The following is a 14394-nucleotide window of genomic DNA, read 5'->3' as shown; positions in this document are numbered from 1 at the left end:
ACCATCAAGATAATTATGAGGTTGTAGATGAGTGATTTTTTACCAGGCCTGGAAGGTGTACCCGCAACAAAGTCAGCCATTTCATTTATTGATGGTGAAAAAGGCATACTGAGTTATCGTGGTTATCCACTCGAAACTCTTGCTGAAAACAGTACATTTGAAGAGACCACCCTGCTTTTATTAGATGGCGAGTTACCTACTAAAAAAGCATTAAACGATTTTTCCCAACAGTTAAAAGATAATTACCGCATCAAATATCACATTCGTCAGATGATGCGGCATTTTCCCCATACAGGTCATCCCATGGATATGTTGCAAACGGCTGTATCCAGTCTGGGAATGTTCTATCCAGGCACGGAATGTCTGACAGATGCTAACAGCTGTGAAGACTTGGATTACGTGCGTAATATGACGGTGAATATCATCGCTCAAATGGCACCACTGGTGGCGATGTGGGAACACATCCGTAATGGCTGGGACCCGGTTAATCCAAAGCACGATCTCTCCGTCGCAGAAAACTTGTTATATATGTTTAACGGTGAAGAACCGGATCCATTAATGGCAAAAATTATGGATGTGTGTTTGATTCTGCATGCAGAACATACCTTGAATGCTTCCACTTTTGCGGCATTAGTCGCAGGTTCGACACTTGCTACACCGTATAGTGTTATTTCAGCTGCTATTGGTACCTTATCTGGACCATTACATGGCGGTGCCAATCAACGTGTCGTTGGCATGTTGCAGGAGATAGGCTCACCGAAGAATGTCGAAAGCTGGGTTGATCAGAAGCTGAAAAACAAAGAAGTTATCTGGGGAATGGGCCACCGTGAGTACAAGGTCAAAGACCCACGTGCCACCATTTTGCATAAACTGGTTGAGCAGTTAGTGGCTGAACGTGGTGGTCATCTGGACGATATGTTTGATACCGCATTAAAACTGGAAGAAGTCTGTGCTGATCGTCTGGGACATAAGGGTGTTTACCCGAATGTCGATTTCTATTCAGGCATTCTTTATAGCGAAATGGGCATTCCTGAAGACGAATTCACCGCTTTATTTGCTGTCGCTCGCTCTGCAGGTTGGTTGGCTCACTGGCGTGAACAAATCTGTGATAATCGCATTTACAGACCGACACAAATTTATGTGGGTAGTGATATGCGTGATTACACACCAATAGACAAGCGTTAGTCTAGCTAATCACGGTTTTACTGGCTTCACCTTGTTGCTCACGTACCAGACGGGGCACAAGGTAGCCAGGCAATTGTTTTCTCAAAGTCTCAATCAAATTAACCGCTATTTGTTCATCCACATCAAAATGATGGGCACCTGCTACTTTATCCAGTAAATGTAGGTAATAAGGTTGCACATTGACTTCATTTAAACGTTCACTCAAATCTCCAAGTGCCTCAACAGAATCGTTAATCCCTTTTAATAAGACTGTTTGATTCAGCAATTGCACATCAGCTTGCCTTAGGGCGGACAGCACTTGTGCTGCTTCTTCATCAATTTCATTAGCGTGATTCGCATGAATCACCATCACCACTTTCAGATGGGTATTTTGCAGACAGTCCAACAGCGAGTCTGTGATACGTTCTGGCAATACTACGGGTAGCCGGGTATGAATTCGAAGCCGTTTTAAATGCGGGATTTTATTCAGATCGCTTATCGCCTTATTTAGTTTTTCATCATTCAGTGAGAGCGGATCGCCACCACTGAGGATAACTTCAGTAATTGACGTATCGGCTTTTAATACATCCAGCGATTGCTGCCATTGACCAGCCAGCGGATTGCTTTCTGAATAGGGAAAGTGACGACGAAAACAATACCGACAATGGATGGCACAAGCACCTGTCATCAATAATAAAGCGCGTCCCTGATATTTTTGCAAAATACCGGGGGACTTAACCGCCAAATGATCACCCACCGGATCGCTATAAAATCCATCGACTTCATAAGCTTCATCAAGCAAAGGAAATACCTGACGAAGTAGGGGATCGTTCACATCACCGTAGCGCATCTTTTTAATGTAACTGAGCGGAACGCGTACAGGAAACTGGCGTATTTTATCTTTATCAATCGCCGACAGTTGGCCGCTAAGCCCTAATAGTGCTAATAACTGGTCGGCATTGTTTACGGCGTTAGCAAGTGAGTGCTGCCAGTTTTGTTTTGTCTTTACGGTGGTGGTTTGCGGTATCATAGTGGCTTTTCTTTTGAAGCAAGCGAAGATCGTCCCCTAAAAGAGGTTAAGATGGCAAGTTATAGTACAAATGAATTCAAATCCGGCCTGAAGTTTATGCTTGATGGTGATCCATGCAGCATCATTGAAAACGAATTTGTTAAACCGGGTAAAGGCCAAGCATTTAATCGTGTTAAGTTCCGTAACTTGAAAACTGGCCGAGTGAATGAGCGGACGTTCAAGTCTGGCGATACAGTGGAAAGCGCTGACGTGATTGAAGTCGATTTGGAATATTCATACACCGATGGTGAGTTTTGGTATTTCATGGATCCAACCTCATTTGAACAATATGGTGCCGACGCTAACGCCATCAGTGAAAGTAAAGACTGGCTGAAAGAACAATATGTCTACACCGTGACATTATGGAACGGCACGCCTTTGTTAGTGACACCGCCTAACTTCGTTAATCTCGCTGTGGTTGAAACCGATCCAGGTGTACGTGGCGATACTTCAGGCGGTGGTGGTAAACCCGCAACACTGGAAACAGGTGCGGTTGTTCGTGTGCCATTATTTATTGAAATTGGTGAAGTCCTGAGAGTTGATACTCGCTCTTCATCCTATGTTGAACGCGCAAAAGACTAAATCCTCATATGTACGATAAAGACTGGCAACCTTCTGCAAGTCTGGATCATTTAAAGCGACGGGCTCAGTTTCTGACTGAGATCCGTCGTTTTTTTTATCAGCGAGATGTGCTGGAAGTCGATACGCCCATTCTGTCTCATGCGGCGCCTACCGCACCGTACCTTGATAGTTTCACTACGGAATATATTGCCGCTGGTGGACAGAAAACCTCATGTTATTTACATACTTCACCTGAATTTGCGATGAAACGGCTGTTAGCTGCTGGTTTGGGGGATATCTATCAAATAGCAAAAGTGTTCCGTAATGGTGAACAGGGCCGACACCACTCTCCAGAATTTACGATGCTGGAATGGTATCGTCCTAGTCTGAATTATCACCAGCTGATGGCTGAAGTCGATGATTTATTACAAAGTGTCGTGGGCTTACCGGCTGCGGTTAAATTGAGCTACCAACAGGTGTTTTCTCAGTATCTCGCTATTGACGTGAGTGATGTGAGTGAACAGCAACTCAAACAGTTTGCTATATCCAAAATAAAGACTCTGCCTGATAACTGGCAAGCTGACAAAGATGGTTGGCTGGAACTGTTGATGAGTGAACTGATTGAACCACAATTAGCCTTGTCGGGTCAGCCCTATATTATTTACGATTTTCCTGCCTCACAGGCACAATTAGCAAAGTTACATCGGTCAGATGATGGAGCAGTAGTGGCTGCCAGATTTGAAGTCTATGCGCGAGGACTTGAACTGGCGAATGGCTATGACGAATGCCTGGATGCTAACGAACTGAGTCAGCGGTTTGCCAAAGATAATCTTATCCGTCAGCGACAAGGTAAAGCTATGATGCCAATGGATCAGCATTTAATTGCGGCCGTCAATGCAGGGTTACCGGCTTGTACTGGCGTGGCTATCGGTGTCGATAGACTATTGATGTTAAAGCTTGGTGTAAATGATATAAATGCCGTCAGCAGCTTTAGGTTTGAGCAGAGTTAATGCCCGACATTTTCTTGGGTGATGAGTTTATTAGTGAGTTTTGATAAAAGGATCATACCTATGGGCGATATGGATACTTCTATTACCCAGAATAATGATGTTTATAAAACATTATTAGAATCTACAAAAGCTATTCCCTGGCGTATTGACTGGAAAACCATGCGTTTTTCCTACATCGGACCACAAATAGAGAAGTTATTAGGCTGGTCGCCGGAAAGCTGGCAAACGGTCAATGAGTGGGCTGAAAGAATGCATCCTGAAGATCAACAATGGGTGGTCGATTTCTGTGTTGCCCAGTCAAAAGCCGGTGTTGATCATGAAGCCGATTATCGGGCAATGACCAAAGATGGGCATTATGTGTGGATTCGTGATGTTGTTCATGTGGTCAGAGATGAGCAGGGTGAAGTCGAAGCTTTGATTGGTTTTATGTTTGATATTACTGAACGAAAAGAAACCGAACAAAAATTGCTGGATTTGCAAAAAGAGCTGGAAGAACTGTCTTTTAAAGATGGTCTGACCGGTATACCTAACCGACGAATGTTGGACAAAGTGTTAGAAGAAGAATGGATGACGGCTAAACGTCACCAGCAACCCCTGTCTCTGCTGGTAATGGATATTGATTTTTTCAAACAATATAACGATTGTTATGGCCATATTCAGGGCGATGATTGTTTAAAACAGGTTGCCCAGACGCTCACTTCAGCTGCTACGCGATCCAGAGATTTTTTTGCCCGATTTGGTGGTGAGGAATTTGTGATGTTATTGCCGGAGACTGATAATCCTGCTGCAGTAAAAATCGCTGAGCGCTGCCAGCAATTAATGATGAAATTACAAATTAGCCATCAGCAATCTGAGGTTTCACAGCTGCTGACCATCAGTATCGGCATCGGTACGATTGTTCCAGGTCCTCACGATCAGCTTGTCGATTTTGTCGAACAAGTGGACCAGGCCTTATATCGTGCGAAAGAGTCAGGCCGTAATTGTATCAAGGCAGCCTAAACAGATTTGGAGTCTTTAACTCAAACCTGTTTAGGCCGTTCAGGATTATCTTTATAAAGTAGTTTTAAATGACAAGGTGATTAAGCGCGGATCACCTGGATAAATTTTACTATCGTTAGAGCCACCCGTGTAATAGGTTTCATCAAACAGGTTTTCGATATTCAGTGCGAAACGATACTGTTTGATATCGTAATAAAAGCCGAGATCGACGCGTGTATGGCTTGGCAGTTCAACGCGTTTTTCTTTATCCGAGCTGGTGTACTGTGAGGATTGATAGTTTAGTCCCAATGAGGTGCCGACCTTTCCACCCCAGACAGGTTGCGGGACGTTATAGCGCGTCCAGATAAAGCCATTATGTTTGGGCGCAAACGCATTTCTGTTACCTACTGTCTCGCTATCAAGGCTATGAGAGATGAACGAGTCAACATTGGCGTAACCGACACGAATCTGCCAGTTTTCGATGGGCAGTGCTTGTATTTCAAATTCTGTGCCTTTGCTTTCCAGTTCACCTACTAATCGGTTTTCATCAGTAACGCTATCTTTTTCCGTAATATTGGTTTTGATGATTTTAAAACTGGATGCGGTGAAGTTGAGTTTGTCATCGAATAAAGCCGCTTTAATACCAAACTCATTTTGTTTACCTAGCTCTGGATCAAAGCTTTTACCATCGGCATTTCTACTTTCAATGCTGTTGGGATTAAATGATTCAGAATGACTTAAGTAGAGCGAGATTTCATCTGTCGCTCTGAAAACAAGGGCAGCTTGAGGTAAGAATTTTTTGGTATTTTGTTTCTGAAATTCATCGTCCTTACCGACATTTTTCTCCACAAAACGTGTTCGCTGTGTATCAAAGCGTCCACCAAGCATCACAGAGATATAATCATTCAGATCTACCGTATCCTGAGCGTACAAACCCAGATTGTAATTATCGGTAATCCGGTGATTGCCGGAATCTTGTGCGAGAGGGGTTCCACTGTCTGATGTGGGATTAAACACATTCAAGTTAGGTGTAATACGGTTTGTTGGACCAAAACGTTTTCTGTCAAAATCAGCACGTTCAAAACCGCCATTGATACCAATAAGGGTGTTATGGAATAACTCACCAGTTTCAAACTTATGAGATAAGTTGGCATCAAAGAAATGATATTGGCGTTTATTAACCTGATAACGGTCACGTCTTCTCAAGGTTGAGTCCACAATGTTCGTGGCATCTATCACGGCATTATTTTCATAGAGTTCGCGCTCATCTTCATGATAAACACTTCTCAGATTCAGGCGGAATAAGGTGCTGTCATTAATCTTGTTTTCCAGTCGACCAAATAACGTTAATCCGTCATCATTATCCGAATCACCGTCTCTTTGATAGCGAGTCGATAATGAAGCTGTTTGATCAATATCGTTATTGACGGCGACCAGGCCATCATCGGCATCACGACGTTCACGGATATACTCCATGCCAATGGTGGCATTCATATCCGGATTAATCTGGTAGGAAAGGGTGGGATAGAGATAGAGATTATTATCATTGACACCATCACGGAAGGAATCAATGTTTTCGACACTGCCAATAAAACGGTAGAGTAAATCTTTATCCTCAGTGAGTGCACCAGTAGAATCGTAGGTAAACGTGCCACCGACATCTGAACCAAACCCTGAGTCACTTGATGCATAAGTGCGACCACTTACGCTGAGACTGGTTTGTGCTTCTGCCTGTGGTTTTTTGGTGACGATATTGACCAGGCCACCCGGTTCCATCAAACCATAAAGCACAGAAGCGGGTCCCTTGAGTACTTCGACGCGTTCAATATTGGCAGTGGAGGGAGAACCAAAGCGGGAGGCAAGGCCCGGTAAGCCATCAATCTGCACATTCTGTAAGCTCGAAGATAAACCCCGTAAGGTAAAACTATTGGCATTGGTGCCTGATTGACTTAGTCCGACAATATAGGGATAGACATCAGCTAGCGTTTCAGCTTGCAAATCCTGAATAAAGTTCTGGTTAACAATATTGACGCTAAACGGTGTGTCTAATAAATCCTGATCGGTTTTGGTCGCTGTTTCCGAGAGTCGGATATAGGGTGTTTGTTGACCGGTGACGACAAGGGTGGATAAAGAGGCGGAATTATCTTCGGCCATCACCGATTGAAAAGATAATAAGCTACAGCTCAGGCAAAAAAAGGGAGTGATTGGTTTCATTTTAATCTAAATGTTAATAGTTATCATTAACGATATAGAATAGGTTTTTTAATAAAACTTTACAATTTAAATCATGATGTCCAATTTCTGGTGAGTAAGATTTAGCCCGCTAACGTAAGCCGGTGCAGAGATGGAGATGAAAACTCCAGCTCTGCAATAGGCCAGTTATTTGGACATGAGCTCGGGCAACCAGAGGCTGATTTGCGGAAAAGCGATGATTAAAGCCAAAACCACAATTTGTATTGCTACAAAAGGCACAATGCCTCGGTAGATTGATTCCAGTTTTAAGGAAGGGGGCGCACTGGCTTTTAGATAAAATAGTGAAAAGCCAAAAGGGGGGGTTAAAAATGAGGTTTGCAGGTTTAAGGCTATCAATAAAGCAAACCATAATGGATCAATGCCCATATGAATGGCTACTGGAGCAATCACCGGTACAACAATAAAACAAATTTCAATGAAGTCCAGGAAAAAGCCTAAGAAGAAAATAAGTAACATACTGAGTACCAGAAATGTCCATTTTCCTCCCGGTAGGCCTGTGAATAAATCCAGAATCAGTTTATCACCACCCATACCAACAAAAACCAGGCCGAATGCGGTGGCGCCGATAAAGATAATAAATACCATACTGGTTAATCGGGTTGTACGTTGAAGTGCTTCACGTAAATTCGCTAGGTTCATCCGTCGGTGAATAGCAGCAAGTAGAATCGCACCCAGAGCGCCAACAGCAGCTGACTCTGTTGGAGACGCGATACCAAAGAAAATAGAACCTAATACCGCGAGAATTAATAACATCGGTGGTACGAGACTTTTAATGACACTAAAAACTAAATGCGTAGAATCATCGGCCGAATTAGTGATTGCTGGTGCGGCTTCCGGATGTCGCCAGGCGGTCCAGATGACATAAAGAATATAGGCAAGAATTAATAAGGTGCCTGGTACCGCGGCTGCCATAAACAATTCGCCTTCAGGTACACCGACTACATCACCTAATAAAATCAGAATAATACTAGGTGGAATGATTTGGCCTAATGTGCCAGAAGCGGCAATGGTGCCACTGGCTAAAGCAGGTGAATAGCCACGTTTTAGCATAGACGGTAAGGCAATCACCGTCATTGTGACTACAGAAGCACCAACCACACCGGTTGTTGCTGCGAGAAGCGCACCCACAACAACCACTGAAATAGCCAGCCCGCCTCGCAGATTACCAAACAAGCGCCCCATGGTATCAAGCAGTTCTTCTGCTATCCCAGACTTTTCGAGAATTACTCCCATAAACACAAAAAGCGGCACGGCAAGCAAAGTGAAGTTTGTCATCACCCCCCAAATACGTAGCGGTAACAGACTAAAAAACTCGAAACCTAAAAATATACTGCCAAAACCAAGCGCGATAGCACCTAATGTAAAGGCGACGGGATAACCGATTAACAGCAGTAAAAACAACACCAGAAACATGGCCAGAGCCCAATACTCCATTATTTGGACTCCTTGTTGCAGATAATTTTCAGATTCTTAAGTATGTCAGCTATACCTTGCAGCATAATAAGTGCAAAGGCGACTAAAATCGCCCCTTTGAGAATGAAGCGATAAGGCAGACCGCCGGGGTCAGGTGAGCCTTCATTGTAATAAAATGCATTTTCAGCAAATGGCCAGGCAGTTAATACAATCATCATGCAAAACGGGAATAAAAAGAAGAGCGTGCCTAACAGAGAGATCCAGGCGCGTCCTAAATCAGAAACGAACCGGCTTTGATAGAAAATATCAACTCGGACATGTGCGTCATGCCGAAGGGTATAAGCTCCACCGAGCAGAAAAACCAGCGCAAATAAATGCCATTCCAGTTCCTGCAAGGCGACAGAACCATAGTTGAATAAATAGCGCATAGCTACGTCATAACAAATGAGTAACACCATGGCCAGTATCAGCCATGATACTGCTCGACCAGTCAGGTCGATAAAATTTTCAATGACGGAAATGAATGGCTCAAAGCGTGTTTTCATGTCGATATGTCTATGTGCTCTACAATCGAACAAGTTTCCCATAAATCACAGTTAAGCTCTAGTTTCTGTCATAGACCTTCAATGTTCTTACTCATATAAAGAGGGAAGTGATAAAGTTGTCTCTGGAATAATTTCAGGAGAGGGAGCATGGATAACGAGCAAATTAAACAAAATATGAGTGATAAAAATCAATGGACACGGATCCTGTATATGGTTCTGTTTGCGATCATTCTTTATTTGAGCATGATGGTGGTCTGGCTGGTGGTATTGGTTCAATTACTGTTTGCATTAATAACAGGTAAACCACATCAGGATATTGCTGATTTTGCAGCGGATTTGAGCCAATATGTCTATCGGATTGTGGCGTTTTTAACTTATACCAGCGAGTATCGCCCCTTTCCCTTTAGTGACTGGAAAAGTGGTGGCTCTTTAAGAGATGTGACACGCAATGATAGCGATGTTAATTGAAGCATTTAACGTTTTTATTTTTTGAATTTATGCAGGAAATTTTATGCTGACTGTTATTTCACCGGCGAAAACTCTTGATTTTGATACGCCGCCAATCACACAAACTTACTCTCAACCGCGATTTTTGACGCAGTCAAAACAACTCATTGATACATTGCGCAAGTTAAATGTGGCGGATATTGCCAGTCTGATGAAACTCAGTGATAAATTAGCCGGACTGAATGTAGCGAGATACGAGTCGTGGCATACCCCTTTTGATTTGGATAATGCTAAACAAGCCGTTTTAGCGTTCAAAGGTGATGTTTACACAGGTTTAGAGGCTGAGACACTTGACGAAAAACAACTGGCATTTGCTCAAAAGCATCTCAGAATTCTGTCTGGTCTTTATGGCGTATTAAAACCGTTAGATCTGATTCAGCCATATCGTCTTGAAATGGGCACCAAGCTGGAGAATGCACAAGGTAAAGATCTTTATTCCTTCTGGGGCAGTGATATTCGTGAATCACTACAGGCCGAAGAGTCGCTGCAGGATGAAGTGCTGATTAACCTGGCCTCAAATGAATATTTCAAAGCTGTTGAAGCAAAAAAGCTGACTGCACGAATTATTACCCCCGTATTTAAAGACTGGAAAAATGGCCAGTACAAAATGATCAGTTTTTATGCCAAAAAAGCACGGGGCATGATGAGCCGATATATCATTGAACATCAGATACAAGATCCTGATAGAATTAAGAATTTTGACACGGATGGTTATCGTTACAGCGCCGATATGTCGAAAAAAGATGAGTGGGTTTTTATTCGTGACCATGAATGATTCGATGCTATAAGTGATATGAGGCTATCAAGGAAGATGAAGTTGAGCTTACGGTTTTTACTGTTACTTTGTGTTTATATCTCGGTTCAAGCTCCCTCGTTTGCTCAACAAACACTTAATCTGACAGTATCAGAGCAAGCCTTCCTTGATAAAATCGACGAGATTCATCTTTGTACCGATCCAGATTGGATGCCTTACGAAGGGATTGATAAAAGCGGCCATTACACTGGCATCATGTCGAGTTTTCACCAATTATGGTCAAGCATGATTGGTAAGCCGGTAGTGCTGGTGAAAACGGTCAGCTGGGATCAATCACTCGAATTTATTCAGCAAAAAAAATGTGATGTGTTATCCAGTGCCCAGGATATCCCTGAAAGACGCGATTATCTGACCGTTACTAAACCCTATATAACCTATTCACTTGCGTTGGCGACTCACCCTGATATTCCATTTATTATTAACTTGTCTCAAGTAAAAGATAAAAAATTTGTTATGGTTAGAGACTACGCTGCCATAAAACTTATCAGGGACAATTATCCTGGATTGAATATTATTGAAGCCGGTAGTGCTGTTGAGGGTCTGAAACTGGTAGAACGCGGGATGGCGTTCGCATTTATTGATACCGTGCCGAGTATCAATTATCAAATGCTGGCACACGGTATTTCTCATCTGAAAATCAGTGGTGTGCTTAATGAACAGTACAATATGTCTGTTGGTATTCGTAGAGACCTTCCTTTGTTATTGTCGATTTATAACAAAGCAATCAATGCAACTAGTGAAGCCCAACGCCAACAGATTTTGAATAATTGGCTATCGGTCAAATTGGAATATGATGCTGACTATAGTTTGTTATGGAAATTACTTGCTGGTTTATTCATCATTCTCCTCTTGTCTCTTTATCGTTATCGCGTTGTTCATCGACATAATAGGGAGTTGAAAGCGGTCAATAAAAAACTGGTGTATATGTCACAAAATGACCAGTTAACCGGATTACCCAACCGTTACTATCTGCATGAGGCATTTCAGGAAGCATTGCAGACTTACCATCGATATCAACATCAATTTTCGGTCATCATTATGGACATTGACCATTTTAAGAAAGTGAATGATACCTATGGTCATGTCATTGGTGACCAGGTTATAAAAAAAATTGCTGATATGTTGTCTGAGAATTTGAGAGACACAGACATCGTTGGCCGTTGGGGTGGCGAAGAATTTTTAATCGTCTGTCCCGAGACGAACAATCATGGAGCTAAGGCTGTGGCAGAGCATATGCGACGATTGATCGAGAAAGCGGATTTTGGGGTAAATGATCTGCAGGTGACGGCAAGCTTTGGTGTGACTGAATACAATGAACATGAAGCGGTTGATGACTGTATAAAAAGGGCTGATATGGCCTTATACCGTGCAAAAGAACTCGGTCGTAATACAACGATTGTGTTTTAGCGATCTAATATGCGACGTGTGTTTTTTGCACTTTGGCCTGATGATACGATACGCACTGAGGTGAGTCAGTTATCTGAGCGTCTCGAACAGCCGGGTTTAAGAAAATTAAAGACGACCAATTTACACGTTACATTAGCTTTTTTAGGGAACGTTGAAGAGGCCGTTATTCTGACCTTAAGACAGAGGGCAAGAGCACTGAAGTCATCTCCAGTCGCACTTCAGTTTAATGAAATTGATTACTGGTCAAAGCCTCGTATTGTTTGCCTGACCTGTCAGAAACAGCCATTATACTTGTATCGACTAGTCAATGCTTTAAACCACCTGATACGGGATTTACCTGTTCATAGAGAAAACCGCCCGTTTCGTGCTCATATGACATTGGCAAGAAAAGCACAATATCGACCTCAGATCTGCTTTAACGCGATTTCAATGCGAGCAAAAAAATTTGCTTTGGTTGAGTCAGTTTCTTTAGCATCAGGGGTGGAATACAGGCTAATAGAAAGTTGGGAGCTACAAGCATAAGCATCACTATTTTGCTAGCAGTGGTTGCTTATTCCAGGTAGCTGATTCCGTAAACCAATATTCTTCTTTGATACCCAGAAGCCGGTATAAGCCTTCAGGCAGATCTTTTCTTACGGTTGAAATATCAGTCTGAAGGTGAGCAAAGCTCATTACACCGTGAATATAGGTGTACATCATGCGGCCTAAACTTTCTGGATCGGCCTTGTAATTGAGATAGCCAGCTGATGACAGCGCTTTAACCAGAGCAATATCATAGTTAATGGCTGTTTGGGACAGCGATCGTAAGGCTTCCAATACCTGTTCATCATCCGTACCAATTTGTGCTCCGGCGTTAAAGAAGGGACAGCCTGGTATCGGTTTATTACGTGTACTTATTTTCGATTTAAAAACAAACTCGATGAGATTCTCAAGTTGTTGCAGAGGCGAGTTGATAGGTGAAAAAACAGCATCTAGGTCGGTTTTTATAACTTGCCAGTAATAGCTTGCGGCTTCACAGAATAATGATGCTTTAGAATCAAAGTGATGATAAAACGCGCCTTTGGTCACGCCAGCCTGCCGACAAATATCATTGACGCCAACGCAGTTGTAGTTGCTTTGCCAGATCAGCTCCAGTGCTGTTGACAATAGCTTTTCACGAGTTTCTGTGACAGACATATTTTATAAACCATTCATTCTAATAATACAGTATAGATACCGCTCGGTTTGTGTGACAAGTTTCTTACAAGAAACTATCCAAAATGAAAGCATACTTTAATTAAGATGAGTTACCGTGATGGTGATTTAGATCGTTGTTTTATATGAATCTTGTAGAAAAGTTGACTATTTTCTCGGTCATATTGACTAACATACCGGTCGGTATGTATTCTATTGCAGTTTATCCTGAACAGGATAGTTTTATCAAGGACCTGCTAGGCTTATCTGGCTCACGGAGATTTCCATGTCTGAAGTATCATCAAACCGTCAAAATCGCGGTGGATTAAAGCTACTTATTTTTATTCTTGTGTGCATCGCAGCGGGATTTGCCTATGTGATGTTTGCACAGCAGGGTGAGAAATCTGCACAAGCCGCAGCGCCAAATACGCCGCCGCCACCTGTCGCTGAGGTGATTACCGTACAACCAGAGAAAGTCCGCATCTGGACAAGCTTTTCTGGTCGATTGAGTGCAGTTGATAGAGCGGATATCAAACCGCTCGTTGGCGGCGAACTTCAACAGGTATTGTTCACTGATGGCCAGTTAGTGGAGAAAAATGAGCTACTTTTTGTTATCGACCCACGTCCTTACAAAGCGGCTTTAGCCAGTGCCGAAGCGCAATTGGCATCTGCTAAATCGAAAGCGACTCTGGCCAAAGATGAGCTCGCTCGTACAGAAAAACTGGTCAGAGATAAATTGGTGTCTGATAGTGTGTTTGATGCCGCTAAAAATGAAAATCAGGTTGCCATTGCGGCTATTCGCGAAGCAGAAAGTGCTGTCTCGCAGGCAAAACTGAATCTGAATTATTGCTATATCCGTGCGCCATTTGCTGGTCGTCTCAGCCGCGCTGAATTGACGGTAGGCAATATCATCGAAACGACACCGAGTGCGCCCGTATTAACCACCATTGTGGCCAATGATCGTTTTTATGCTGAGTTTGATGTCGATGAGCAAACGTATATAAAGATGATGAGAAATACGGAAAAAGAACACACAATGCCTGTTGATATGACTCTGGCGGCAGATGAAAGCGTTGTCTATCACGGTGATATTTATTCATTAGATAATCGTTTGGATATCGCCAGCGGCACCATTCGTGCCCGCGCTATTTTTGATAATAAAGATGGTGCGTTGACGCCGGGTATGTATGCCAATGTAAAAGTCGGTTCACCTGATAAACAAGATGCATTGCTCATCCCTAGCAGAGCGATTGGCACCAATCAAAACAAGAAGTTTGTGTTTGTGATCAATGATGAGAATCAGGCGGTTTATCAGGAAGTTGTGTTAGGTGGACATCACCAGGACAAGCGTATCGTGTTATCGGGCTTAAAAGCCGGTGATAAAGTCGTTGTAAATGGCCTGTCTCACATTAGACCAAATATGGTTGTTTCACCGAAAGCTGTGGCTGAAACAGATGCTCCGGTGTCAGAAAAATAGCTTTGACAATAAGTTAAGTCGCT

Annotated in this window: 14 protein-coding genes; 9 read left to right on the top strand and 5 right to left on the bottom strand. The window is 42.8% G+C overall.

Features of this window, described 5'->3' with window-relative positions; translation table 11 throughout:
* Positions 1-27: 27 nt before the first annotated feature.
* Positions 28-1185 (top strand): citrate synthase, encoded by a 1158-nt coding sequence (locus AC13DA_RS07700; protein WP_007146507.1) that lies wholly within the window; start codon positions 28-30, stop codon positions 1183-1185.
* A gap of 1 nt (position 1186) precedes the next feature.
* Here the strand turns inward: AC13DA_RS07700 and epmB are convergent, their stop codons facing one another.
* Positions 1187-2194 (bottom strand): EF-P beta-lysylation protein EpmB, encoded by a 1008-nt coding sequence (epmB, locus tag AC13DA_RS07695; protein ID WP_284450685.1) that lies wholly within the window; start codon positions 2192-2194, stop codon positions 1187-1189.
* 51 nt (positions 2195-2245) lie between these two features.
* Between epmB and efp the strand changes: the two genes are divergently transcribed.
* From efp to AC13DA_RS07680, 3 genes are read left to right on the top strand one after another with little or no spacing between them, the layout of a single operon-like run.
* Positions 2246-2815, top strand: a complete 570-nt coding sequence (gene efp, locus AC13DA_RS07690; protein WP_007146505.1) for an elongation factor P — start codon at positions 2246-2248, stop codon at positions 2813-2815.
* An 8-nt stretch (positions 2816-2823) separates the two neighbouring features.
* Positions 2824-3804 carry an EF-P lysine aminoacylase EpmA gene (gene epmA / locus AC13DA_RS07685; protein WP_284450686.1) on the top strand — a complete coding sequence of 327 codons (981 nt, stop codon included), beginning with the start codon at positions 2824-2826 and terminating at the stop codon, positions 3802-3804.
* Positions 3805-3864: 60 nt separating this feature from the next.
* A complete protein-coding gene (locus AC13DA_RS07680) occupies positions 3865-4803 on the top strand; it encodes a GGDEF domain-containing protein (protein ID WP_007146503.1) in 939 nt (312 codons plus the stop codon).
* Positions 4804-4854: 51 nt separating this feature from the next.
* On the opposite strand, the gene AC13DA_RS07675 is transcribed toward AC13DA_RS07680, so the two are convergent.
* From AC13DA_RS07675 to AC13DA_RS07665, 3 genes are all read right to left on the bottom strand, one after another.
* A complete protein-coding gene (locus AC13DA_RS07675; protein ID WP_284450687.1) occupies positions 4855-6996 on the bottom strand; it encodes a TonB-dependent siderophore receptor in 2142 nt (713 codons plus the stop codon).
* A gap of 165 nt (positions 6997-7161) precedes the next feature.
* On the bottom strand, positions 7162-8469 hold the full coding sequence (locus tag AC13DA_RS07670; protein ID WP_284450688.1) for a TRAP transporter large permease: 1308 nt from the start codon (positions 8467-8469) through the stop codon (positions 7162-7164).
* On the bottom strand, positions 8469-8993 hold the full coding sequence (locus AC13DA_RS07665; RefSeq protein WP_007146500.1) for a TRAP transporter small permease subunit: 525 nt from the start codon (positions 8991-8993) through the stop codon (positions 8469-8471). Before AC13DA_RS07665 ends, AC13DA_RS07670 begins: the two co-directional genes overlap by 1 nt.
* A gap of 147 nt (positions 8994-9140) precedes the next feature.
* Between AC13DA_RS07665 and AC13DA_RS07660 the strand changes: the two genes are divergently transcribed.
* The 4 genes from AC13DA_RS07660 to thpR are packed head-to-tail and all read left to right on the top strand — an operon-like array spanning position 9141 to position 12243.
* Complete coding sequence (locus AC13DA_RS07660) at positions 9141-9461, top strand: DUF4389 domain-containing protein (RefSeq protein WP_284450689.1); 321 nt, start codon at positions 9141-9143, stop codon at positions 9459-9461.
* Between the two features lie 43 nt (positions 9462-9504).
* Entirely contained in the window at positions 9505-10275 is a 771-nt protein-coding gene (yaaA, locus tag AC13DA_RS07655) for a peroxide stress protein YaaA (protein WP_473796781.1), read from the top strand.
* A 36-nt stretch (positions 10276-10311) separates the two neighbouring features.
* A complete protein-coding gene (locus AC13DA_RS07650; protein ID WP_284450691.1) occupies positions 10312-11721 on the top strand; it encodes a diguanylate cyclase in 1410 nt (469 codons plus the stop codon).
* Positions 11722-11730: 9 nt separating this feature from the next.
* Complete coding sequence (thpR, locus tag AC13DA_RS07645) at positions 11731-12243, top strand: RNA 2',3'-cyclic phosphodiesterase (RefSeq protein ID WP_284450692.1); 513 nt, start codon at positions 11731-11733, stop codon at positions 12241-12243.
* Positions 12244-12249: 6 nt separating this feature from the next.
* On the opposite strand, the gene AC13DA_RS07640 is transcribed toward thpR, so the two are convergent.
* Entirely contained in the window at positions 12250-12897 is a 648-nt protein-coding gene (locus AC13DA_RS07640; RefSeq protein ID WP_284450693.1) for a TetR/AcrR family transcriptional regulator, read from the bottom strand.
* A 283-nt stretch (positions 12898-13180) separates the two neighbouring features.
* On the opposite strand from AC13DA_RS07640, the gene AC13DA_RS07635 reads away from it, so the two are divergent.
* Positions 13181-14371, top strand: a complete 1191-nt coding sequence (locus AC13DA_RS07635) for an efflux RND transporter periplasmic adaptor subunit (protein WP_284450694.1) — start codon at positions 13181-13183, stop codon at positions 14369-14371.
* The last annotated feature ends 23 nt before the right edge of the window (positions 14372-14394 follow it).

The sequence above is a fragment of the Methylophaga sp. F-2 genome, from assembly GCF_056859315.1.
Note: the sequence above shows the minus strand (reverse complement) of the source record. Positions and strands in the feature narration are given on the sequence as shown.